At 76.3% G+C, this 25,431-nt stretch carries 2 protein-coding genes; both read right to left on the reverse strand.

Annotated elements, in window-relative coordinates:
* Positions 1-34 precede the first annotated feature (34 nt).
* Positions 35-14,158 carry a type I polyketide synthase gene (locus tag AC5L34_RS23995; protein ID WP_494827074.1) on the reverse strand — a complete coding sequence of 4,708 codons (14,124 nt, stop codon included), beginning with the start codon at positions 14,156-14,158 and terminating at the stop codon, positions 35-37.
* Positions 14,159-14,204: 46 nt separating this feature from the next.
* Positions 14,205-25,400, reverse strand: a complete 11,196-nt coding sequence (locus AC5L34_RS24000) for a type I polyketide synthase (RefSeq protein ID WP_494827076.1) — start codon at positions 25,398-25,400, stop codon at positions 14,205-14,207.
* Positions 25,401-25,431 lie beyond the last annotated feature (31 nt).

Here is a 25,431-nt window from a genome sequence, read left to right on the forward strand (position 1 = left end):
CTTGTGTTGACCCGTCGTCGCAGCAGCGATCACGTCAGGACATCCCCAGCTCGCGGTCGATGAAGTCGAAGACCTCGTCCGGCGTCGCGTCCTGGAGCTTCTCGGCGACGGTGTCGCCGTCCGCCGGCGCGTCGGCCTCGTTGAGGGAGGCCAGCAGCGCCCGCAGCCGCTCGGTGATCCGAATTCGGGCGCTGCGGTCCGGCGCCGAGCCGGAGAGCGCCGCTTCCAACCTGTCCAGCTCACCGAAGACCGGTGCGACCCCGACCACCCCGCCGTCGACGATCGCGGCCCGCACGTACTCGGCCAGCCCGGCGGCGGTCGGGTAGTCGAACACCACCGTGGCGGGCAGCCGGACGCCGGTCGCCGCGGTGAGCCGGTTGCGCAGCTCCACGGCGGTCAGTGAGTCGAACCCGAGTTCGCGGAACGCCCGGTCCGGCTCGACGGCGTCCATCGAGGCGTGTCCGAGCACCGCGGCGGCCTGCCCGCGTACCAGTTCCAGCAGGGTCTTGCGCCGTTCGGCGTCGGTCTGCCCGGCGAGCAGGGCGGCCAGGGACTCCGCGGAGACGCCGGTGTCCTCGGCCCGCTCGGCGACGGCCCGGCGCGCCTCGGCGACGCCCGCGATGAGCGGGCTGGGCCGCACGGCGACGAACCCGGGCACGTAGCGGGCCCAGTCGATGCCGGCCACCATCGTCGCCGGCTCGCCCCGCGCGACGCACTGCGCGAGCGCCGTGAGCGCGGGCGCGGTGTCGAGGCGGGCCACGCCGGTGCGCCGGCGGCGCTCCTCGACGGCCTGGTCGGTGGCGGCCATCCCGCCGGCCGACCAGGGACCCCAGGCGACCGAGGTCGCCGGCAGGCCCTGGCGGTGCCGCTGCTCGGCGAGGGCGTCGAGGTAGGCGTTGGCGGCGGCGTAGCTGCCCTGGCCGGCGGCGCCGAGCTGGCCGGCCATCGCGGAGAACAGCACGAACGCGCGCAGTTCCCGCCCGACGGTCAGCTCGTGCAGGTGCAGGGCGCCCAGCACCTTGGGGCGCAGGACGGTGGCGAGGCGGTCGGCGGTGAGCCCGTCGAGCACCCCGTCCTCGAGGACGCCGGCCGCGTGCACGACGCTGGTCAGCGGCGCGTCGGCGGGTACCTCGTCGAGCAGCTTGGCCAGCGCCGCCCGGTCGGCGACGTCGCAGGCCGCGACGGTCACCCGGGTGCCCGCCCCGGTCAGCTCGCGGACGAGTTCGGCGGCGCCGGGGGCGTCCGCGCCGCGGCGGCTGACGAGCATCAGGTGCTCGGCGCCCCGGGCGGCCAGCCAGCGGGCCACCTCCGCGCCGAGCGCGCCGGTGCCGCCGGTGACCAGGGTCGTGCCCGGGTAGCCGGCCTCGTCGGTGGGCGCCTCGCCGCCGGGTGCCCGCACCAGCCGACGTACCAGGATGGTGGCGCCGTCGATCGCGAGCTGGTCCTCGCCGTCGAGGCCGGCGAGGGCGGCGCAGAGCAGGTCCCAGCCGTGGTCGTCCAGGGTGGCCGGTACGTCGACCAGACCGCCCCACCGCTCGGGGTGTTCGAGGGCCACGACCCGGCCGAGGCCCCAGAGCAGCGACTGCTCCGGTCGGCCGGGCGCCGCGCCCCGGGTGGTGCCGGCGGCGCCGCGGGTGACGCACCACAGCGGTGCGGCGACGTCGAGGTCGCCGAGCGCCTGGATCAGCGCGAGCGACCGGGCGAGGAACGGCGGCACCGGCTGGGTGTCGTCGACCGCGCCGTCGGCGAGGGCGAGCAGCGACAGCACCCCGTCCACCGGGGCCGGCCCGCCGTCGGCGGTGCGGGTGGCGCCGGTCAGGTGCGCGACGAGGGCGGCGCGGTCGGTCAGGTTCTCCGGCAGGGACACCAGCCGGACGTCGGCGCCCCGGCGGGTCAGCTCGGCGACGGCGGCCTCGCCCTCCTCCGGGTGCCGCTCGTCGGCGATCACCCACCAGGCGCCGGGGAGGAAGCTGACGGGCGTCCCGGTGTACGGCTGCCAGACGCTGCGGTACCGCAGGTCGTCGAGGCTGGACCGGTTGCGCTGCTGCCGTCGCCAGGAGGCGAGCACGGGCAGGGCCGCGCCCAGCCGTTCCAGGGACTCCGTGGCGTCCTGCTCGGTGAGTTCCGCGAGCGCGGCCAGGTCCTCGCGTTCCACGGCCGCCCAGAACGCCGAGTCGACGCCGCTCGGGGTCTCCTCGGTGTCGCCCTGCCCGGTCGCCGCGGTCGGCCAGAAGCGACTGCGGTCGAAGGCGTACGTGGGCAGCGCCACGATGTCGGTCTCGGCGAGGACCGTCGTCAGGTCGACGGGCAGGCCGATCGCATGCGCGGTGGCGAGGTTGGTCAGCAGCCGCGTCGCGTCGTCGTCACCACGCCGCAGGCTGCCGAGGGTGTGCCCGGTGGCGCCCGTGTCGTCGAGGATCGCCGTGACCGGCATGGTCAGCACCGGGTGGGGGCTGATCTCCACGAACGTCGTGTGACCCGCCTCGACGGCCACCCGCACGGCCGCGTCGAACTGCACGGTCTGCCGCAGGTTGTCGTACCAGTACCCGGCGGTCATCGAGGACGGGTCCACCCAGTCCCCGGTCAGCGTCGAGACGAGCCGGGTGTGCCCCTGCCGAGGGCTCACGTCCGCCAGATCGGCGCGCAACTGCTCGGCGACGTCCTGCACGGCCGCCGAGTGCGACGCGTAGTCCACCGGGATCAACCGCGCCCGCACTCCCTCGGCCTGGCACGCCTCCACCAGGTCGGCGACCGGCTGCGGTGGGCCGGAGACCACGACCGTGGACGGGCCGTTGACCGCCGCGACACCCACGCCGGGGAACTCCCCGAGCCGCTCATTGACCGCCTCGGCGGAGAGGTCGACCGACGCCATGGTGCCGGTGCCCCGCAGCACCGTCAGCGCCCGCGACCGCAACGCCACCGCCTTCGCCGCGTCCTCCAGGCTCAGGATCCCGGCCACGCAGGCCGCGCCGATCTCACCCTGCGAGTGACCGACCACCGCAGCCGGGGTGACCCCGGCGTGCTGCCACACCGCGGCGAGAGCCATGCCGACGGCCCACAGCACCGGCTGCACGACCTCGACCCGCGCCAACCACGACTCGTCGTCCCCGGTCAACACCGACACCAGGTCCACGTCCAGATACGGGGCCAGGGCCCGCTGGCACTCCGCCAGACGCGCGTCGAACACCGGCGTACGACCCACCAGGCCGGCCGCCATCCGCGCCGACTGCGCACCCTGACCCGGGAACACGAACACCGCACCGGTCCCGGCGGCCGTACCCGTGACGAGGTTTCCCGCCGGCGCGCCGGCGGACAGGGCGTCGAGCCCCGCCAGCAGCTCGGCCACCCCGGCGCCGACGACGGCGGCCCGGTGGTCGAACGTCGACCGGGTGGCGGCGAGGGACCAGCCCACCGCCGCCGTATCGATGTCGGCGTGCGCGCGGACGTGGTGGGCCAGGCGGGCGGCCTGACCGGCCAGGGCGCCCTTCGACCGCCCGGACACCGTCCAGACGACGACGTCGGAGGCCACGAGTCCCGGGCTGCGGCTCTCGGCGGCCTCGGGTTCCGCGCTCTCGGCGGGCCGGTCCTCGGGCAGTTCGATGATGACGTGGGCGTTGGTGCCGGAGATGCCGAACGACGACACCGCCGCCCGGCGCGCCCGGTCCACGGCCGGCCAGGGCCGCGACTCCGTGGCCAGTTCCACCGCGCCGGAGGTCCAGTCGATGTGCGGGGACGGCTCGTCCACGTGCAGCGTCGCCGGGACCACGCCCTCGCGCATCGCCAGCACCATCTTGATCACGCCGGCGACGCCGGCGGCGGCCTGGGTGTGGCCGATGTTCGACTTCACCGAGCCGAGCAGCAGCGGCTCGTCGCGCTCCTGCCCGTACGTCGCCAGCAGGGCCTGGGCCTCGATCGGGTCACCCAGCGTCGTGCCGGTGCCGTGCGCCTCGACCACGTCCACGTCGGCCGTGGAGAGCCGCGCCGACGCGAGGGCCTGCCGGATCACCCGCTGCTGCGACGGGCCGTTCGGCGCCGTCAGCCCGTTGGAGGCGCCGTCCTGGTTGACGGCGCTGCCCCGCACGATCGCCAGCACCTCGTGGCCGTTGCGCCGCGCGTCCGAGAGCCGCTCGACGAGCAGCATGCCGACGCCCTCGCCCCAGCCGGTGCCGTCGGCTCCCGCGGCGAACGCCTTGCACCGGCCGTCGGCCGCCAGGCCCCGCTGCCGGGAGAACTCCACGAACAGCCCGGGGGTCGCCATCACGGTCACGCCGCCGGCGAGGGCGAGGTCGCACTCGCCGCGCCGCAGCGACTGCACCGCCAGGTGCAACGCCACCAACGACGACGAACACGCCGTGTCCACCGACACCGCCGGCCCCTCCAACCCCAACGCGTACGCCACCCGACCCGACACCACACTCGCGGCGTTGCCCGTCCCCGCGAAGCCCTCCACCTCGTCCCCCGCCACCATCAGCAGGGCCCCATAGTCCTGACCATTCGTGCCCACGAACACCCCTGTTCGCGAACCCCGAAGGACCCCAGGCTCAACCCCTGCCCGCTCGACCGCCTCCCACGAAACCTCGAGCAGCAACCGCTGCTGCGGATCCATGGCCAACGCCTCGCGGGGGGAAATCCCGAAGAAACCGGCATCAAACTCCGCCGCCTCGTAGAGGAAGGCGCCACTGCGGACGTAGGAGGTGCCGGTGGAATAGGGGTCGGGGTCGTAGAGGCGCTCGACGTCCCAACCCCGATCGCCCGGGAGGTCGGACACGGCGTCGCGGCCGGCGTGCAGCATCTGCCAGAACCGCTCGGGGTCGTTGGCCCCGCCGGGGAAGCGGCAGGACATGGCGACGATGGCCACCGGCTCGTCGTCGCCGAGCGCCACCGGGGCGGTCTCGACGGCCACGGCGGCCTCACCGCCCAGTTCCTCGTGCAGGTGCCGGGCGAGCGCGGTCGGCGACGGGTAGTCGAAGACCAGGGTCACGGGCAGCCGCAGCGAGGTGGCGGTGGCGAGCCGGTTGCGCAGCTCCACCGCGGTCACCGAGTCGAAGCCGAGGTCGCGGAACGCGTGGTGCGGGTCGACGGCCTGGCCGTCGGCGTACTTCAGGACGGTGGCCGCCTGGTCGCGGACCAGGTCGAGCAGCGCCTGCTGACGCTCGGCGGCGCTCATCCGGGTGAACGCGCCGGCCGGGCCGGCCTCGTCGGTCTCCTTCGTCTCGGCGAGGCCCTTGGTGGCCTGCAACCGCTGCGCCTCGGGGATCTCCGAGATCAGCGGCCCGGGCCGGGTGGCGGTGAACGCGACGAAGAACCGGTCCCAGGCGATGTTGGAGATGGTCAGGAACGTCTCGTCGTGCTCGACGGCCTGGTGCAGGGCCGCGACGGCGAGCCGCGGGGGCATCTCGGGCGCGCCGTGGCGGTGCAGCATCCGGCCGAACTCGCCGTCGGCCATGCCGCCGCCGCCCCACGCGCCCCAGCCGATGGAGGTGGCGGGCAGGCCGAGGGCACGGCGGTGCTCGGCGAGGGCGTTGAGGAACGCGTTGCCGGGGGCGTAGTTGCCCACGCCGGAGCTGCCGACGGTGCCGGCCATCGAGGAGAACAGGATGAACGCGTCGAGATCCAGCTCGCGGGTCAGCTCGTGCAGGTTCAGCGCGGCGGTGACCTTCGCGCTGAGCGCGTAGTCGACCTGCTCCAGGGTCAGCGAGTTGATCACCGAGTCGTCGAGGACGGCGGCGGTGTGCACGACGGTGGTCAGCGGGTGCTCGGGCGGCAGGTCGGCCAGGACGGCGGCGAGCGCCGACCGGTCGGCGGCGTCGCAGGCCGCGACGGTCACCCGGGCGCCCAGTGCGACCAGCTCGGCCTCGAGGTCGGCGATGCCGTCGGCCTGCCGGCCGCGCCGGCTGACCAGCACCAGGTGGGCGGCGCCGTTGGCGGCGAGCCAGCGGGCCATGTGTCCGCCGAGCGCGCCGGTGCCGCCGGTGACCAGGGCGGTGCCGGAGGGCCGCCAGGTGCGCGGGGCGGGGGTGGCGCCGAGCGGGGCGTGCAGCAGTCGCCGGCCGAAGGCGCCGGCCCACCGCAACGCGACCTGGTCCTCCCCGTCGGCACCGGCGAGGACGCGGGCCAGCCGGCGGCCGGCGGCGTCGTCGAGCTCGTCGGGGAGGTCCACGAGGCCGCCCCACCGGTCGGGGTGCTCGAGGGCGGCGACCCGGCCGAAGCCCCAGGTGAGCTGCTGGAGCGGGTGCGGCAGCGGGTCGGCCGGGCCGGTGGCGACGGCGCCCCGGGTGAGGCACCACAGCGGCGCGCGGACGCCGGCGTCGCCGAGCGCCTGCACGAGGGTGACCGTGCCGGCGAAGCCGACCGGCACCGACGGGTGCGCCGGGGCGGGCGTCTCGTCGAGCGGCAGCAGCGACACGATCCCGGCGGGGCGGGAGCCACCGTCGGCGAGGTCGCGCAGCCGGGCGGCGAGCGCCGCGCGGTCCGTGCGGTCGGCGTCCAGCGCCAGCGGTACGACGGTGCCGCCGTGCCGCCGCACGGCCTCGGCGCAGAAGGCGGCCTCGGCCGCGCCGGTGTCGTCGGGGCCGGTGAGCAGCCACCAGGTGCCGGTGACGGCGGGCTCGCCGGCGGCGTCGGGGACGACGGGCGTCCAGCTGTCCCGGTACCGCCACGAGTCCACGGTGGCCTGGTCGCGGTGCCGGCGGCGCCAGGCGGCGAGGACGGGCAGCACGTCGGCGAACGCGGCGTCCGGCACGGGCTCCGCATCGGTCGTGGCGGCGAGTTCGGCGGTGAGCGCGGCCAGGTCCTCCGCCTCCACGGCCGCCCAGAACCGGGCGTCGACCTCGTCGTCGGCCACGGGCGCGGTGCCGCTGCCGGCGGCCGGGGCGGGCGCGGCGGACGGCTGCGGCCAGTACAGCTGCCGCTGGAACGGGTACGTGGGCAGGTCGAGGCGACGTCCGGCGAGGCCGGTGAAGGCGGGCCGCCAGTCCACCGGCGTACCTCCGGTCCAGACCTCGGCCAGGGCGCGCAGGAAGCGGCCGAGGCCGCCCTCGCCCCGGCGGAGGCTGCCGGTGACGGTGACCGCGTCCGGTTCGGCGGCGGCCAGCTCGACGCTCTCCTGCACGGCCATGGTCAGCACCGGGTGCGCGCTGACCTCGACGAAGGTCTGGTAGCCGGCCGCGACGAGGCTGCGCACCGCCTCGTCGAAGCGGACGGTCTGCCGCAGGTTGCGGTACCAGTAGTCGGCGTCGAGGGCGGCGGTGTCGAGCCAGTCGCACTCCACGGTGGAGCGGAACCGGACCTCGCCGGTGCGGGGCCGCAGCCCGGCGAGCAGTTCCAGGAGCTGCTCGCGCAGCTGCTCGACGTGGGCGGAGTGGGAGGCGTAGTCCACGGGGACGCGGCGCACCCGCACCTCGCGGGACTCGTAGTGGGCGACCAGCTCGTCGAGGGCGGCGCTGTCGCCGGAGACCACGACGGAGGTGGGTCCGTTGACGGCGGCCAGGGCGACCCGGCCGGCCCAGCGGGTGATCGTGCCGGTGGCCTCGTCGGCGGTGGTGGCGACCGAGACCATGCCGCCGTCCCCGGCGATACCGGCGATGATCCGGCTGCGCAGCGCGACCACGGCCGCCGCGTCGTCCAGGGTGAGGCCGCCGGCGACGTACGCGGCGGCGATCTCGCCCTGGGAGTGGCCGACGACGGCGGAGGGGCGCACCCCGTACGACTCCCAGAGCGCGGCGAGCGAGACGCTGACCGCGAACAGGGTGGGCTGCACGACGTCGACCCGCTCCAACGACGGGGCGTCCGGCGCGCCGCGCACCACGTCGGTCGGCGACCAGTCGACGTACGGGCGCAGCGCCTCGGCGCAGGCGGCGAACTTCTCGGCGAAGACCGGGGCGGTGTCGAGCAGTTCGGCCGCCATCCCGACCCACTGGGAGCCCTGGCCCGGGAAGACGAAGGCGACCTCGCCCGGGGTGCCGGGGACGCGGGTGACGGTCTGCGGGCTGGGCCGGCCGGCGGCGAGCGCGTCGAGGGACGCGGTCAGTTCGTCGCGGTCGGCGGCGAAGACGACGGCCCGGTGGTCGTGGGCGGCGCGGGTGGCGGCCAGCGACCAGCCGACGGCGGTGAGGTTGTCGTCGTCGACGGTGTCGAGGTGGTCGAGCAGGTCCCGGGTGCGGGCGGTGAGGGCGTCGACGGTGCGCCCGGAGAGCACCCAGGGCAGCTCCCCGGTCGGCCCGCCGACCACCGGCTCGGACTCCGGCTCGTCGGCGGGGGCCTGTTCGAGGATGGTGTGCACGTTGGTGCCGCTGATGCCGAACGAGGAGACGGCGGCGCGGCGTACGCCGTCGGTCGGCTCCCACGGGCGGGCGGAGGTGAGCAGTTCGACGCTGCCGGCGCTCCAGTCGACGTGTGGGGTGGGCTCGTCCACGTGCAGGGTGGGCGGCAGCACCCCGTGCCGCATGGCCAGGACCATCTTCATCACCCCGGCGACGCCGGCGGCGGCCTGGGTGTGCCCGATGTTCGACTTGATCGAGCCGAGCCAGAGCGGCCGGTCGGCGGGACGGTCCTGCCCGTACGTGGCGATGAGCGCCTGCGCCTCGATGGGGTCGCCGAGGGTGGTGCCGGTGCCGTGTGCCTCGACGGCGTCCACCTGGTCGGCGGTGAGTCCGGCGTTGGCGAGGGCCTGGCGGATCACCCGCTGCTGGGCGGGGCCGTTGGGGGCGGTGAGGCCGTTGGAGGCGCCGTCCTGGTTGACGGCGCTGCCGCGCAGCACGGCGAGGACCGGGTTGCCGTCGCGGCGGGCGTCGGAGAGGCGCTGGAGCACCAGCAGGCCGACGCCCTCGCCCCAGCCGGTGCCGTCGGCCGCCCCGGCGAACGGCTTGCACCGGCCGTCGGCGGCGAGGCCGCGCTGGCGGGAGAAGCCGACGAAGATGCCGGGGGTGGCCATCACGGTGGCGCCGCCGGCCAGGGCGAGGTCGCACTCGCCCGTCTGGAGGGCCTGCGCGGCCAGGTGCATCGCGACCAGCGACGACGAGCAGGCGGTGTCGACGGTGACCGCCGGGCCGTGCAGCCCGAAGGTGTACGCCAGCCGGCCGGAGATGACGCTGGCGGAGGTGCCGGTGGCGAGGTAGTTCTCGTCGACGTCCCCGGCGGCCATCAGCAGCGAGCCGTAGTCCTGGCCGTTGGTGCCGACGTACACGCCGGTGCGGCTGCCGCGCAGCGCGGTCGGGTCGATCCGGGCCCGCTCGAACGCCTCCCAGGTGGCCTCCAGCAGCAGCCGCTGCTGCGGGTCCATGGCGAGGGCCTCGCGGGGGCTGATGCCGAAGAAGGCCGGGTCGAACTCGCCGGCCCCGGCGACGAAGCCGCCCTCCCGGACGTAGCTGGTGCCGAGGTGCTCGGGGTCGGGGTGGTACAGCTCGGCGAGATTCCAGCCGCGCTCGCCGGGCATCAGGCTCATCGCGTCGGTGCCGGTGGCGACGAGGTCCCAGAGCTGCTCGGGCGAGGTGACGCCGCCGGGGAAGCGGCAGCTCATCGCGACGATGGCGATCGGCTCGCGGTCGCGGCCGGTGCCGTCGGCGACCACCTCGCCGGTGGTGTGCCCGGCGGTGAGGCCGTGCAGGTGGGCGGCGAGTTCGGCGACCGTGGGGTGGTCGAAGACCAGCGTGGCGGGCAGGGTCATGCCGGTCTCGGCGGTGAGCCGGTTGCGCAGCTCGACGGCGGTGAGCGAGTCGAAGCCGAGGTCGCGGAAGGTGCGCTCGGGCAGCGGCTGCCCGGCCGGGTAGCCGAGCACGACGGCGGCCTGGGTGCGCACGAGGTCGGCGAGCTGCGGCAGGGACCGGCCGACCACCACGGCGCGGGCGGGGCCGGTGGGCACGGCGGGCACCCCGGGCAGGGCGGCGATCAGTGGCGTCGGGCGGCCCCAGGAGGCGGCGAGGCGTCCCCAGTCGACGTCGGCGACGGTGACCGCCGGCTCGGTGGTGTTGACCAGCCGGCCGAGGGCGGTGACGGCCTCGGCGACGGGGAGCGCGTCGACGCCGCCCCGGGCGAGCCGGGCGGTCAGCGCGGCGGCCATGCCGTCCTCGGCCCAGGCGCCCCAGGCGATGGCGGTGCCGGGCAGGCCCTGGTCGCGTCGCCAGGCCGCGAACGCGTCGAGGTACGCGTTGGCCGCCGCGTAGTTGCCCTGTCCGGCGCTGCCGATGACCCCGGCGAGGGAGGAGAAGAGCACGAACGCGTCGAGGTCGCGGTGGGCGGTGGCCTCGTGCAGCACCTGGGCGGCGCGGACCTTGCCGTCGAGGACGGTCTGCATCCGGCCCAGGTCGAGCCCGTCGAGGACGCCGTCGTCGACCACGCCGGCGGTGTGCACGACGGCGGTCAGCTCCGGCAGAGCGGCGACCAACGCGTCGACGGCCGCCCGGTCGGTGACGTCGCACGCCACCACCCGTACCGCGCCGAGCTCGTCGACCAGCTCGGCCGCGCCCGGCGCCGCCGGGCCCCGCCGCGAGGCCAGCACCACCTCGGCCGCCCCGTTGGCCAGCAGCCAACGGGCCACGTGCCGGCCCAGGGCACCCGTACCACCGGTCACCAGCACCGTCCCGGCGGGCCGCCAACCCGCGCCGGCCGGCGGCGCGGCCGGCACCAGCCGCCGGCCGAAGACGCCCTGCGGGCGGATCGCCACCTGGTCGTGGCCGGCGTCGGCGAGGACGGCGAGCAGCGCGTCGGCGGCGGTGCGGTCGGCGCGGGCGGGCAGGTCGATCAGGCCGCCCCAGCGGTCGGGCTGTTCGAGGGCGACGACCCGGCCCAGGCCCCAGGCCAGGGCGGACCAGGGGTCGGCGAGGGTCTCGCCGGCCCCGACGCGGACGGCGCCCCGGGTGAGGCACCAGAGCCGGCCGGGCAGGCCGGCGTCGGCGAGCGCCTGGGTGAGGGTGAGCAGCAGCGCGGCGCCGCCGGAGACGGCCGGGGCGTCCGGCAGCGCCCGGTCGGTCGCGGGGAGCACGCAGAGCACCCCCGTCCAGCCCTGGTCGCCGTGGCCGCGCAGCAGCCCGGTCAGCTCGGCGCGGGCGACGCCGGGGGCGACGGTGAGGGTGTCGACGTGGGCGCCGGCGCCGGTCAGCGTGCCGGCCACCCCGGCGTCGTCGGTGTCGGCGGTGACGACCAGCCAGCGGCCGGTCAGCGCCGGCACGGCGGCGGGGCGTACCGGCTCCCAGTCGACCCGGTACGTCCAGCCGTCCACCACGGCGTCGCGGTGCCGCGCCCGCCGCCACGACGACAGCACGGGTACGGCGGGCGCGAGGGCCTCGACCGCCGCGGGGTCGTCCTGCACGGCCAGGTGGGCGGCGACCCCGGGCAGGTCCCCGCGCTCCACGGCAGCCCAGAAGTCCCCCTCGGCACTGTCGCCCGGCGCGGCGGTCGCGGCGGTGCCGCCGACCTCCGGCCAGTAGCGCTGGTGCTGGAAGGCGTACGTGGGCAGGTCCACCCGCCGGGCGCCGGTGTCGGCGAACCACGGCTGCCAGTCGACGGCCACCCCGTGCACGTGCAGCTCGCCCAGCCCGGCCAGCAGCCCCTGCGCCTCGGGCCGGTCCCCGCGCTGCGCCGGCACGGCGAGCACGCCGTCCCCGCCCGGCAGGACGTCGCCAACCATGGCGGTCAGTACGCTGCGCGGCCCGATCTCCAGGAACGTGTCCACCCCGGCGGCCCGCAGCGCGGCGACCCCGTCGGCGAAGCGGACGGCCTCGCGGACGTGACGCACCCAGTAGTCGGCCGTACGGATCTCGTCGGCGTCGGCCAGCGCACCGGTCACGTTCGACACCACCGGCAGCGACGGCGCGGAGAACTCCAGCCGGTCGAGCACCGCGCGGAACCGGGCGAGCATCGGCTCCATCAGCGGGCTGTGGAACGCGTGGCTGACCGCCAGGCGGCGCGTGCGTACGCCCCGCTCCCGCCAGACCCGCTCCACCTCGTCGAGCGCGTCGACGGCACCGGAGACCACCACCGCCGTCGGCCCGTTGACCGCCGCGATCCCCACGTCGGCCAGCCCGTCCAGCGTGGCCAGCACGTCCGCCTCGGCAGCCGCGACGGCCAGCATCCCGCCGCCCGAGGGCAGCGCCTGCATCAGCCGGCCCCGCGCCGCCACCAGCGCACAGGCGTGCTCCAGCGACAGCACCCCGGCCACGTACGCGGCCGTGACCTCGCCGATCGAGTGGCCGGCGACCAGGTCGGGGGCGATGCCGAAGGACTCGACGAGGCGGAACAGCGCCACCTCGACGGCGAACAGGCCGGCCTGCGTGAACACCGTCCGGTCAAGCAGCTCGGCGTCGGCCGAGCCCTCGGCGGCGAAGAGCACCTCGCGCAGGGGGCGCGGCAGGGCCCGGTCCAGGTAACCGCACACCTCGTCGAGGGCGGCGGCGAAGACGGGGAACTCGGCGTACAGCTCGCGGCCCATGCCGGCGCGCTGCGCGCCCTGGCCGGAGAAGAGCACCGCGAGCTGGCCGCGCGGCGCCCCGGCGCCGATGACGACGGTGCCGGCCGGTTCCCCGGCGGCGAGGGCGCGCAGCGCCGCGAGCAGGTCGTCGCGGCCGGTCGCCGACACCACGGCGCGGCGGTCCAGGATGGAGCGCGAGGCGACCGACGAGAAGGCCACGTCGAGCGGGCGGAGGGTCTCGTCGGCGGCGAACCGGGCGGCCCAGCGGCCGGCCTGCGCGGCGAGCGCGGCGTCGGAGCGGGCGGAGAGCAGCACGGGGGCCACCGTGCGGGCCACCGGCGCGGTCGGCTCCGCCTCGGCCTCGACCTCGGCCGGTGCCTGCTCGATGATGGTGTGCGCGTTGGTGCCGGAGACGCCGAACGACGACACCGCGGCCCGGCGCGGCCGGTCCACGGCGGGCCAGGGCGTCGCGGCGGTGGCGAGGGTGACCGCCCCGGCGGTCCAGTCGATGTGCGGGGACGGCTCGTCGACGTGCAGGGTGGGCGGCACGACGCCGTGCCGCATCGCCATCACCATCTTGATCACGCCGGCCACGCCGGCGGCGGCCTGGGTGTGCCCGATGTTCGACTTGACCGACCCGAGCAGCAGCGGCGCGGCATCGTCGCGGTCCTGCCCGTACGTGGCCAGCAGCGCCTGCGCCTCGATCGGGTCGCCGAGCCGGGTGCCCGTGCCGTGCGCCTCCACCACGTCGACCTGCTCGGGCGTGAGCCGGGCGTTGCCCAGGGCCTGACGGATGACGCGCACCTGGGAGGGGCCGTGCGGGGCGCTGAGCCCGTTGGACGCGCCGTCCTGGTTCACCGCGCTGCCCCGCACCACCGCGAGCACCGGGTACCCGTGCCGCTGCGCGTCGGAGAGCCGGGTGAGCAGCAGCATGCCGATGCCCTCGGACCACGAGGTGCCGTCCGCGCCGGCGGCGAACGCCTTGCACCGGCCGTCGGCGGCAAGGCCGCGTTGCCGGCTGAAGCCGACGAAGACCGCCGGGGTCGGCATCACCGTCACGCCGCCGGCCAGCGCCAGCTCGCAGTCGCCGTTGCGCAGGGCCTGCGCGGCCAGGTGGATGGCGACCAGCGAGGACGAGCAGGCGGTGTCGACGGTGACCGCCGGCCCCTCCAGCCCGAGGGTGTACGCGACGCGGCCGGAGATGACGCTGGTGGCGTTGCCGGTGAGCAGGTGCCCCTCGCCGTTCTCGGCCTGCGCCATCATGCCGTCGTAGCCGTGCGACGACGCCCCGACGAAGACGCCGGTGCGGCTGCCCCGTACCGCCGGCAGCGGCAGGCCGGCCCGCTCGAACGCCTCCCAGGAGGTCTCCAGCAGCAGCCGCTGCTGCGGGTCCATGGCGACGGCCTCGCGGGGCGAGATACCGAACAGGTCGGCGTCGAAGTCGGCGGCGGCGTAGACGAAGCCGCCCTCGCGCACGTAGCTGGTGCCCGGGTGGTCGGGGTCGGGGTGGAAGAGGTTCTCCAGGTCCCAGCCCCGGTCGGCGGGGAACGGCCCGATCCCGTCGCCGCCGTCGTGCACGAGCTGCCACAGCGCCTCGGGACTGTCGACCCCGCCCGGGTAGCGGCAGCTCATCGCGACGATGGCGATGGGCTCGGAGTCCCGGGCCTCCAGCTCGCGCAGCCGCCGCCGGGTACGCCGCAGCTCCGAGGTCGTACGCTTCAGGTACTCGACGTACTTCTCGTCCTCGTTGCTCACCGTGGACCTACCTCACTCGGCATGCCGATGTCGTTGCGGCTGGTCGTCACGACGTCTCCAGCTCGCGGTCGATCAGGTCGAAGATGTTCTCGGCGGTGGCCGACTCCAGGTCGTCGTCGTCGTCGCCGTCCGCGTCCGCCTGCCGCTCGGTCAGCCGGTCCAGCAGGCCGTGCAGCCGGTCGGTGATCCGGCGGAACTCGTCGTCGGTCGGGTCGAGCCCGACGAGCGCCGCCTCCAGCCGGTCGAGTTCCCGGCCGGCCGTCGACGTCTCCCCCGCCGGGGTCACCGGGGCGAACTGCCCGGCCAGGTGGGTGGCGAGCGCCTCGGGCGTCGGGTTGTCGAAGACCAGCGTCGCCGGCAGCCGCAGCCCGGTGGCCGCGCCGAGCCGGTTGCGCAGCTCGACCGCGGTGAGCGAGTCGAAGCCGAGTTCCCGGAACGCGCGGGTCGGCTCGATGCCGGCCGGGTCGCCGTGGCCGAGGACGACCGCCACGTGCGACAGCACCAGGTCACGCAGGGCGCGTACCCGCTTGTCGTCGGGCAGGGCGCGCAGCGTCTCGGCGTACGCCTGCCCGTCGGCGGCCTCGCCGGCTGCGGCCCGGCGGCCGGCGGCGCGGACCAGGTTGGTCAGCAGCGGGTGCACGGGCGATCCGGGCGCCGCCACCCCGGTGACGATCTTGGCGGGCATCAGCGTCGCCCGCTCCGAGCGCCAGACCGCGTCGAACAGGGCGAGTCCCTCGTCGTCGGAGAGGGCGGCCATGCCGCCCCGGTCGAGGCGGCGGATGTCGGCCGAGTCGAGGTGGCCGGTCATGCCGCTGGCCTGGGCCCAGCGGCCCCACGCCAGCGCGACCGCCGGCAGGCCGAGGGCCCGGCGGTGCTCGGCGAGGGCGTCGAGGAACGCGTTGCCGGCGGCGTAGTTGCCCTGGCCGGGGCCGCCGAACACGCCTGCGGCGGCCGAGAAGAGCACGAACGCGCTCAGGTCGTGGCCGAGGGTGGCCCGGTGCAGGTTCCAGGCCACGTCGACCTTGGGCCGCAGCACCGCGGCGAGGCGGTCGGGGGTGAGCGACTCCACGGTGGCGTCGTCGAGGACGCCGGCGGCGTGCACGACGGCGCGCAGCGGGTGCCGCCGGTCCACCATGGAGAGCACGTCCGCCACGGCGTCCGGGTCGGCCAGGTCGGCGGCGACGATCGACACGTCCGCGCCCAGGGCCTTGAGGTCGGCGAGCAGGTCGTCGGCGCCCTCGGCGTCCGGGCCGCGCCGGCTGACCAGGAGCAGCTGCCGGGCGCCGTGCGCGGTGACCAGGTGTCGGCAGAGCAGCGCGCCGAGGGTGCCGGTCGCCCCCGAGACCAGGACCGTGCCGTCGAGGCGGGGCGCCTGCGGGACGCTCAGGGCGAGCTTGCCCACGTGCCGGGCCTGGCTGAGGAAGCGGAACGCCTCGGGGGCGCGCCGGACGTCCCACGTGCGCCGGGGCAGGGGCCGCAGCGCCCCGCCGGCGAAGAGGGCCATCAGCTCGGCCAGCATCGCGCCGATCTTCTCCGGGCCGGCCTCGATGAGGTCGAAGACCTGGTAGCTGACGCCCGGGTGGTCGGCGGCGACGCGCTGCGGGTCCCGCTTGTCGGTCTTGCCCATCTCGACGAACCGGCCGCCGTCGGCGAGCAGCCGCAGCGACGCGTCGACGTACTCGCCGCTGAGCGCGTTGAGCACCACGTCGACGCCCCGCCCGCCGGTGCGGTGGGCGAACTCGTCGGCGAAGTCGAGGGTGCGGGAGGAGGCGAGGTGCGCGTCGTCGAAGCCGGTGGCGCGCAGCGCCGGCCACTTGCCGGGGCTGGCCGTGCCGTAGACCTCCGCGCCGAGGTGGCGGGCGATCTGCACGGCCGCCATGCCGACACCGCCGGCCGCCGCGTGGACGAGCACGGACTCCCCGGCGCGCAGCCGGGCCAGCTCCACCAGGCCGTACCAGGCGGTCAGGAAGACCACGGGCACGGCGGCGGCGTCGGTGTACGACCAGCCGTCGGGGATGCGGGTGACCAGCCTGCGGTCGGTGACCGCCGCCGAGGAGAACGAGCCGGAGAAGATGCCCATCACCCGGTCGCCGGGGGCGAGGTCGGTGACCCCCGGTCCGACGCCGAGCACCACGCCGGCGCCCTCGTTGCCCAGCACCTCCTGGTCGGGGACCATGCCGAGGGCCAGCACCACGTCGCGGAAGTTCAGCCCGGAGGCGCGCATCCCGACCAGGACGTGGCCCGCCGGCAGCTCCCCGGTCGTCCGGGGGGCGGGCAGCAGGGCGAGGTTCTCCAGCGTGCCCTTCTCGGTGACGTCGAGGCGCCAGGGCACCTCGTCGGCGGGCAGCGGCAGCACCCCGGCGTCGCGTGCCCGGGCCAGCCGGGGCACCAGCGGCACGCCGTCGCGCAGCGCGAGCTGCGGCTCGCCGGAGGCGACGGCCGCCGGGACGGCCGCCAGGGAGGCGGCGTCGTCGTCGGTGTCGAGCAGCGTGAACCGGCCGGGGTGTTCGGACTGCGCGGAGCGGACCAGCCCCCACAGGCTCGCCCGGGCCAGGTCGCGGGGGGCCTCGCCCGGGGCCGCGCCGACCGCGCCCCGGGTGTGCAGGACCAGCCGGGACCGCTCCAGCCGGGGCTCGCCCAACCACTGCTGCACCAGCGCGAGGGCGACGCGGGCCGCGTCGTGCGCGGCCGCGCCGGCCCGCTGCGGGTCCGACTCCGCGCCGGCGCGCAGGTCCAGCACCACATCGGGTACGTCCCCGGACTCCCCGACCTCGGCGACCAGCGCCGCCAGGTCGGCGTGGGTCCGCACCGGGTGCCCGACGGCGGTGAGCGCCCCGGCGAGGCCGAGGGTGTCGTCGCCGAGCAGCGCCCAGCGGACCGACTCCCCCGCCGCCGCGTCGGTGCTCGGCAGCGGCGTCCAGTCCAGGTGGAACACCGAGGTGCGGCGCAGGGCGGCGGCCTCGTCGGCCCGGCCCGCGGCGACCGGACGGAACGTCAGCGACTCCACGGTCGCGACGGCCTGGCCCGCGGTGTCGGCGAGGGTGACCGCGACGGTGTCCGGGCCGAGCGGGCGCAGCCGCGCCCGCAGCCGGGTGGCGCCGTGGGCGTGCAGGGCGACCGAGCGGAAGGCGAACGGCATCCAGCCCGCGCCGGAGGTGTCCGCCGGGTCGCCGAGCAGGGCGGTGACCCCGCTGGCCTGGAGGGCCGCGTCGAACAGGGCCGGGTGCAGCCCGAAGCGGGACGCGTCGGCGGTCGCCTCCTCGGGGAGGGCCACCTCGGCGTAGACCTCGCCGTCGCCGCGCCACACCCGGCGCAGGCCCCGGAAGGCGGGGCCGTAGCCGAGGCCGCCCTCGGCCATCTGCGCGTACCAGGCGTCCAGGTCGGCGTCGACCTCGACGGCGTCGGCCGGCGGCCACTGACCCGGTACGGCGGCCGGGGCGGGCAGGTGCGCCAGCAGCAGGCCCTCGGCGTGCCGGGTCCACTCCGCGTCGGCGTTCTCCTCGGGGCGGGAGTGCACGGTGACGCTCCGCTCGCCGGTGTCGCCGGGCGGGCCCACGCGTACCTGCACCTGCACCGCGCCGGCCGGCGGGAGCACCAGCGGGTTGATCAGCGTCAGGTCGCCGACCTGGCCGGCGTCGACCTCGTCGCCGGCCCGGACCACCATGTCGACCACGCCGGTGCCCGGGACGATCACCGCCCCGCCGACGGCGTGGTCGGCCAGCCACGGGTGGGTACGCACGGACAGCCGCCCGGTCAGCACCACCGTCTGGTCGTCGGCGACGGGTACGGCCGCGCTGAGCAGCGGGTGGTCGGTGTCCTGGAGGCCGGCGGAGCCGACGTCGCGTACGCGGTGCGCGGGCGCGTCCAGCCAGAAGCGTCCCCGTTCGAAGGCGTACGTGGGCAGCGCCACGGTGCCGGTCTCGGCGAGGACGGCCGTCAGGTCGACGGGCAGGCCGATCGCGTGGGCGGTGGCCAGGTTGGTCAGCAGCCGCGTCGCGTCGTCGTCGCCCCTGCGCAGGCTACCCAGCGTGTGCCCGGTGGCGCCCGTGTCGTCGAGGATCGCCGTCACCGGCATCGTCAACACCGGATGCGGGGAGATCTCGATGAACGTGGTGTGCCCGGCGGCGACAGCGACGCGCACGGCCGCGTCGAACTGCACCGTCTGCCGCAGGTTCTCGTACCAGTAGTCCGCCGTCATCGAGGACGGGTCCACCCAGTCCCCGGTCAACGTCGAGACGAGCCGGATGTGACCCTGCCGAGGGCTCACATCCGCCAGGTCGGCGCGCAACTGCTCGGCGACGTCCTGCACGGCCGCCGAGTGCGACGCGTAGTCCACCGGGATCAACCGCGCCCGCACTCCCTCGGCCTGGCACGCCTCCACCAGGTCGGCGACCGGCTGCGGCGGACCCGACACCACCACCGTGGACGGCCCGTTCACCGCCGCGACACCCACGCCGGGGAACTCCCCGAGCCGCTCATTGACCGCCTCGGCGGAGAGGTCCACCGACGCCATCGTCCCGGTACCCCGCAGCACCGTCAGCGCCCGCGAGCGCAGGGCCACCGCCTTCGCCGCGTCCTCCAGGCTCAGGATCCCGGCCACACAGGCCGCGCCGATCTCGCCCTGCGAGTGACCGACCACCGCAGCCGGGGCAACCCCGGCGTGCTGCCACACCGCCGCCAGGGCCATACCCACGGCCCACAGCACCGGCTGCACGACCTCCACCCGCGCCAACCACGACTCGTCATCACCCGTGAGCACCGACACCAGGTCCACGTCCAGGTACGGGGCCAGGGCCCGCTGACACTCCGCCAGGCGCGCGTCGAACACCGGCGTACGACCGACGAGGCCGGCCGCCATCCGCGCCGACTGCGCACCCTGACCCGGGAACACGAACACCGGGCCCGCGCCGTGGGGCGTGGCGGTGCCGGCGACGACGTTGCCGGCCGGCGACCCGGACGCCAGAGCACCCAGCCCCGCCAACAACTCCTCCGCGCTCCACCCGATCACGGCTGCCCGATGGTCGAACGTCGACCGGGTGGCGGCGAGAGACCAGCCCACCGCCGCTGGGGCGAGATCGCCGTGCTCACGCACGTACCGCGCGAGCCGGGCCGCCTGGCCGGTCAAGGCGCGCTTCGAGCGCGCCGACACCGGCCACACCACGACGTCACAGGCCACGAGTCCCGGGCCGTGCTCGACCGGAGCGGCGACCTCGGACGGCTCGTCGGCCTGCTCGATGATCACGTGGGCGTTCGTGCCGGACATGCCGAACGACGACACCGCCGCCCGACGTGGCCGCTGCACCTCGGACCACGGCCGCGACTGCGTCGCCAACTCGACGGCGCCGGAGGTCCAGTCGATGTGCGGGGACGGCTCGTCCACGTGCAGCGTCGCCGGCACGACTCCGTGCCGCATCGCCAGCACCATCTTGATCACACCGGCGACGCCCGAGGCGGCCTGGGTGTGCCCGATGTTGGACTTGATCGAGCCGAGCAGCAGCGGCTCGTCGGCCTTGCGGCCCTGGCCGTAGGTCGCCAGCAGGGCCTGCGCCTCGATCGGGTCACCAAGGGTGGTGCCGGTGCCGTGCGCCTCGACCACGTCCACGTCGGCCGTGGAGAGCCGCGCCGACGCGAGAGCCTGCCGGATCACCCGCTGCTGCGACGGGCCGTTCGGCGCCGTCAGCCCGTTGGAGGCGCCGTCCTGGTTGACCGCGCTCCCCCGCACGATCGCGAGGACCTCGTGGCCGTTGCGCCGCGCGTCCGACAGCCGCTCGACGAGCAGCACGCCGACGCCCTCGCCCCAGCCCGTGCCGTCCGCAGCGGCCGCGAACGCCTTGCACCGACCGTCGGCCGCCAGGCCCCGCTGCCGGGAGAACTCGAAGAAGGTGCCGGGGGTGGCCATGACCGTGACGCCGCCGGCGAGGGCCAGGTCGCACTCGCCGCGCCGCAGCGACTGCACCGCCAGGTGCAACGCCACCAACGACGACGAACACGCCGTGTCCACCGACACCGCCGGCCCCTCCAACCCCAACGCGTACGCCACCCGACCCGACACCACACTCGCGGCGTTGCCCGTCCCCGCGAAGCCCTCCACCTCGTCCCCCGCCACCATCAGCAGGGCCCCATAGTCCTGACCATTCGTGCCCACGAACACCCCTGTTCGCGAACCCCGAAGGACCCCAGGCTCAACCCCTGCCCGCTCGACCGCCTCCCACGAAACCTCCAGCAGCAACCGCTGCTGCGGATCCATCGCCGCCGCCTCGCGGGGCGAGATCCCGAAGAAACCGGGGTCGAACTCGCCCGCGCCGTGCAGGAAGCCGCCCTTGTCGGCGTAGGTGGTGCCGGGGTTGGCCGGGTCGGGGTCGTAGAGCCGGTCGAGGTCCCAGCCCCGGTCGGTCGGGAAGTCGCCGATCGCGTCGACGCCGTCGGCGACGAGGCGCCACAGCTGCTCGGGGTCGTCGACGCCGCCGGGGTAGCGGCAGGCCATGGCGACGATGGCCACCGGCTCGTCGTCGTCCACGGCGGCCGGGGTGGCGTCGGGGGTTGGCCCGGCCTCGGTGCCGAAGAGCCCTGCGAGCAGGAAGCGGGCCAGCACGACCGGGGTGGGGTGGTCGAAGACCAGGGTGGTGGGCAGCGCCTGCCCGGTGGCGGCGGCGAGCCGGTTGCGCAGCTCCACGGCGGTCAGCGAGTCGAAGCCGAGGTCACGGAACGCGGTGGTCGCCGGAACGGCGGCGGTCCCGCCGTCGTGGCCGAGCACGTCGGCGGCGAGTTCCCGGACCAGGTCGGCGACGGTCTCCTCCCGCCGGGCCGGGGTCAGCGCGGCGAGGCGCCGGCGCAGGGTCGCCGCCGGGCCCTCGTCGCCGTCGTCGACCGTGGCGCCGCCGTCGAGGGCGGCCCGCGCCTCCGGTACGCCCTCCAGCAGCGGACGGCGGCGGGCGGAGGCGTACGCGGGGGCGAACCGGGCCCAGTCCACGTCGGCCACCGTCACGGTGACGTCGTCGTGGTCGAGGGCCTGCTGCAACGCGCCCATGGCCACGGCCGGGTCCATGGCGGGCAGGCCCCGGCGGCGCAGGTTCCGTTCGGCGTCGGCCGCGTGCATGCCGCCGTCGGCCCAGGGCCCCCAGGCGATGGCGGTGCCGGCGCGGCCGTCGGCGCGGCGCCGCTGCACCAGCGCGTCGAGGTAGGCGTTGCCGGCCGCGTACCCGGCCTGCCCGCCGCTGCCCCAGGTGGCGGCGATGGACGAGTAGACGACGAAGGCGTCCAACTCCCGGTCGGCGAGCAGGTCGGCGAGATGGGTGGCCCCGGCGGTCTTGCCGACGGTGACCTCGGCCAGCTCGGCCGGGGTGACCTCCGCCAGCGGGGTGGCCTGGGCGATGCCGGCGGTGTGCACGACGGTACGCACCGGCGGTCCGGCGGACTCGACCCGGTCGAGCAGGTCGGCGAGGGCGGCCCGGTCGGCGATGTCGCAGGCGGCGATGGTGACCCGGGTGCCGAGGCCGGTCAGCTCGGCCTCCAGCTCGGCGGCGCCGGGGGCGCCGGGTCCGCGCCGGCTGACCAGCACGACGTGTTCGGCTCCGGCGGCGGCGAGCCAGCGGGCGGCGCGGGCGCCGAGGCCGCCGGTGCCGCCGGTGATCAGGGCGGTGCCGGTGGGCGTGAACCGGCGCGCCGGCGGGCGGTCGCCGAGGGCGGCGCGCACCAGGCGGCGGGCGAAGACGCCGGGACCGCGTACCGCGAGCTGGTCCTCGCCGGTCGATCCGGTGAGGATCGCGGCGAGCCGGGTGGCGGCCCGGTCGTCGGGCTCCGGCGGCAGGTCGACCAGGCCGCCCCAGCGGTGCGGGGCCTCCACGCCGACCACCCGGCCGAGGCCCCAGACGGCGGCCTGCGCCGGGTCGGCGAGCCGGTCGTACGAGGTGGCGGCGACCGCGCCCCGGGTGACCAGCCACAGCGGTGCGGCCAGCCCGGCGTCGCCGAGCGCCTGCACGAGCGCGAGGGTGGCGGTCAGGCCGGGCAGGCCGGTGCCGTCGGCGGCGGGCGGTTCCCCGGCGAGCAGGGAGACGACGCCGGCGGGGTCGGTGCCGGCGAGGGACGCCGCGAGGCCGGCCCGGTCGGCGTCCGGCTCGACGGTCAGTGGCTGTACGTCGGCGCCGGCGCCGGTCAGCGCGGCCCGGACGGTCCGCGCCGCCGGGTCGTCGGCGCCGCCTTCGGGCAGCGCGAGCAGCCAGGTGCCGGTCAGCCGGGCGGGGGCGGGTTCGGGCGTCACCTGCCAGTCGGCCCGGTACCGCCAGCCGTCGAGGACCGAGTGCTCCTGCCGCTGCCGCCGCCAGTCGGCGAGGACGGGCAGCAGGGTACGCAGCGACTCGGCGGCGGCGGAGTCGGTGACGGCGAGGGTGTCGCGCAGCGCGTCGAGGTCGGCGCGTTCGACGGCCGCCCAGAACCGCCGGTCGAGCGCGCCGGCTCCGCCCGTGGCGGCCTCGTCGGCGGGCGCCTCGGCCGGCACCCAGTACTGCTGCCGCTCGAACGGGTAGGTGGGCAGGCCGACGAGCCGGCCGGGCCGGGCGGCGAGGACGTCCGCCCAGCGCGGCGGCGTGCCGGCGACGTGGAGCTGGGCGAGGGCGGCGAGCAGGGCGCGGCGGTCCGGGCGGTCCCGGCGCAGCACCGGCACCACCACGGCGGGGACCGCGTCGGCCGCCTCGGCCCCGGCGAGGGTCTCCTGGATGCTGGCGGTGAGCACGGCGTCGGGGCCGACCTCCACGAACGTGCCGACGCCGTTGGCCCGCAGGGTGCGTACGCCGTCGGCGAAGCGGACCGCCTCCCGGACGTGGCGCACCCAGTAGCCGGGGTCGGTGAGCTGCGCCGGGTCGGCCAGCTCGCCGGTCAGGTTGGACACCACCGGCAGGGTGGGGGCGCGCAGGTCGAGGCGGGCGGCGACGGCGGCGAACTCGGCGAGCATCGGCTCCATCAGCGGGCTGTGGAAGGCGTGGCTGACCCGCAGCCGCCGCACCTTGACACCCCGGCCGGTCCAGAGTTCGGCCAGGTCGTCGATGGCCGCGCCGTCGCCGGAGACGACGACGGCGGCCGGGCCGTTGACGGCGGCGACGGCGACCCGGTCGGTCACGTCGGCGATCGACTCGGCGACCCGGGCCTCGTCGGCGGCGACGGCGAGCATCGCGCCGCCGGCGGGCAGGGCCTGCATGAGCCGCCCCCGGGCGGCGACGAGGGCGCACGCGTCGTCGAGGCTGAGCACGCCGGCCACGTGGGCGGCGGTCAGCTCACCGACGGAGTGCCCGGCGACCAGGTCGGGGGCCAGCCCCCAGGAGCCGAGCAGCCGGTGCAGCGCCACCTCGACGGCGAACAGCGCGGCCTGGGTGTAGACGGTCTGGTCGAGCAGCGCGGCCTCATCGGTGCCGGGCTCGGCGTGCAGCAGCGGCTTCAGCGGCCGGGGCAGCCGGTGGTCGAGGTGGGCGCACACCTCGTCGAGCGCCTCGGCGAAGACCGGGTACGTCTCGTACAGCTCCCGGCCCGCGCCGGCGCGCTGGGCGCCCTGGCCGGAGAAGAGGAACGCGATCCCGCCACGCTCGGCGGCGGCACCGGTGACCAGGCCGGGGGCGGGCCGGTCGTCGGCGAGGGCGTGCAGGGCGGCGAGCAGGCCGTCGCGGTCGTCGGCGAGCACGACCGCCCGGTGTTCCAGGGGCGAGCGGGAGACCACCGAGGTCCAGGCCACGTCGCCCGGCCGCACGTCCGCGTCGTCGGCGACGTACCGCGCCCAGCGCTCGGCCTGGTGACGCAGCGCGGCGCGGGTACGCCCGGTGAGCAGCACCGGCGCGGGCGCGGGCGCCGCCGGCCGGTCGGCCTCGGCGCGGGCCGGCTCGGGCTGTTCGAGGATGAGGTGGGTGTTGGTGCCGCTCATCCCGAACGAGGACACGGCGGCGCGGCGCGGCCGGTCCACGGCGGGCCACGGCGTGGCCTCGGTGACCAGGGTGACCGCTCCGGCGGCCCAGTCCACGTGGGGGGTGGGCTCGTCGACGTGCAGGGTGGCCGGCACGACGCCGTGCCGCATCGCCTCCACCATCTTGATCACCCCGGCGATGCCGGCGGCGGCCTGCGTGTGGCCGATGTTGGACTTGATCGAGCCGAGCAGCAGCGGCGCGGCGTCGCCGCGCTCCCGGCCGTACGTGGCGAGCAGGGCCTGGGCCTCGATCGGGTCGCCGAGGGTGGTGCCGGTGCCGTGCGCCTCCACCACGTCGACCAGGTCGGGGGTGAGCTTCGCGCTGGCCAGGGCCTGCCGGATGACCCGCTGCTGGGACGGGCCGTTGGGGGCGGTGAGCCCGTTGGACGCGCCGTCGGAGTTGACCGCGGAGCTGCGGATGATCCCGAGCACGGGGTGGCCGTTGCGGCGGGCGTCGCTGAGCCGTTCCAGCAGCAGCATGCCGACGCCCTCGGACCAGCCGGTGCCGTCGGCGGACGCCGCGAACGACTTGCACCGGCCGTCGGCGGCGAGGCCGCGCTGCCGGGAGAACTCGACGAACGGGCCGGGGGTGGCCAGCACGGTCGCCCCGCCGGCCAGGGCGAGGCCGCACTCCCGTTGGCGCAGCGCCTGGCAGGCGAGGTGGATGGCGACCGACGCCGACGAGCAGGCGGTGTCCACGGTGACCGACGGGCCTTCCAGCCCGAACGTGTACGCCAGCCGGCCGGAGACCACGCTGGCGGCGGTGCCGGTCAGCACGTACCCCTCGACGCCGGGTGCCCGGTGCAGCACGGCGGCGTAGTCCTGCCCGGAGGTGCCGACGAAGACGCCGGAGCGGCTGCCGCGCAGCGACAGCGGGGCGATGCCGGCCCGCTCGAACAGCTCCCAGGTGACCTCCAGCAGCAGCCGCTGCTGGGGGTCCATGGCGACCGCCTCGCGCGGCGAGATGCCGAACAGCGCGGCGTCGAAGCGCCCCGCGTCGTGCAGGAACCCGCCGGAGGTGGTGTACGAGGTGCCGGCGTTGTCCGGGTCGGCGTGGTAGAGCCGCTCCAGGTCCCAGCCCCGGTCGGTGGGGAAGTCGCCGATGGCGTCCCCGCCGGACGAGACGAACTCCCACAGCTGTTCGGGCGAGCTGATGCCGCCCGGGTAGCGGCAGCTCATCGCCACGATCGCCACCGGCTCGGACTCCTCGGCGGTGACCTCGCGCAGCCGTTGGCGGGTCTGCTGAAGCTCGGCGACGACCCGCGTCAGGTATTCGCGCAGCCGCTCTTCGTCCGCCATGACATCTCGCTTTCTCGTGACACCACAGGTC

Source organism: Micromonospora sp. ZG13 (assembly GCF_059359355.1).

Excerpts from the sequence above, each read along its gene's own strand:
- AC5L34_RS24000 (WP_494827076.1), bottom strand. The coding sequence starts at position 25,400 with ATGGCGGACGAAGAGCGGCTGCGCGAATACCTGACGCGGGTCGTCGCC.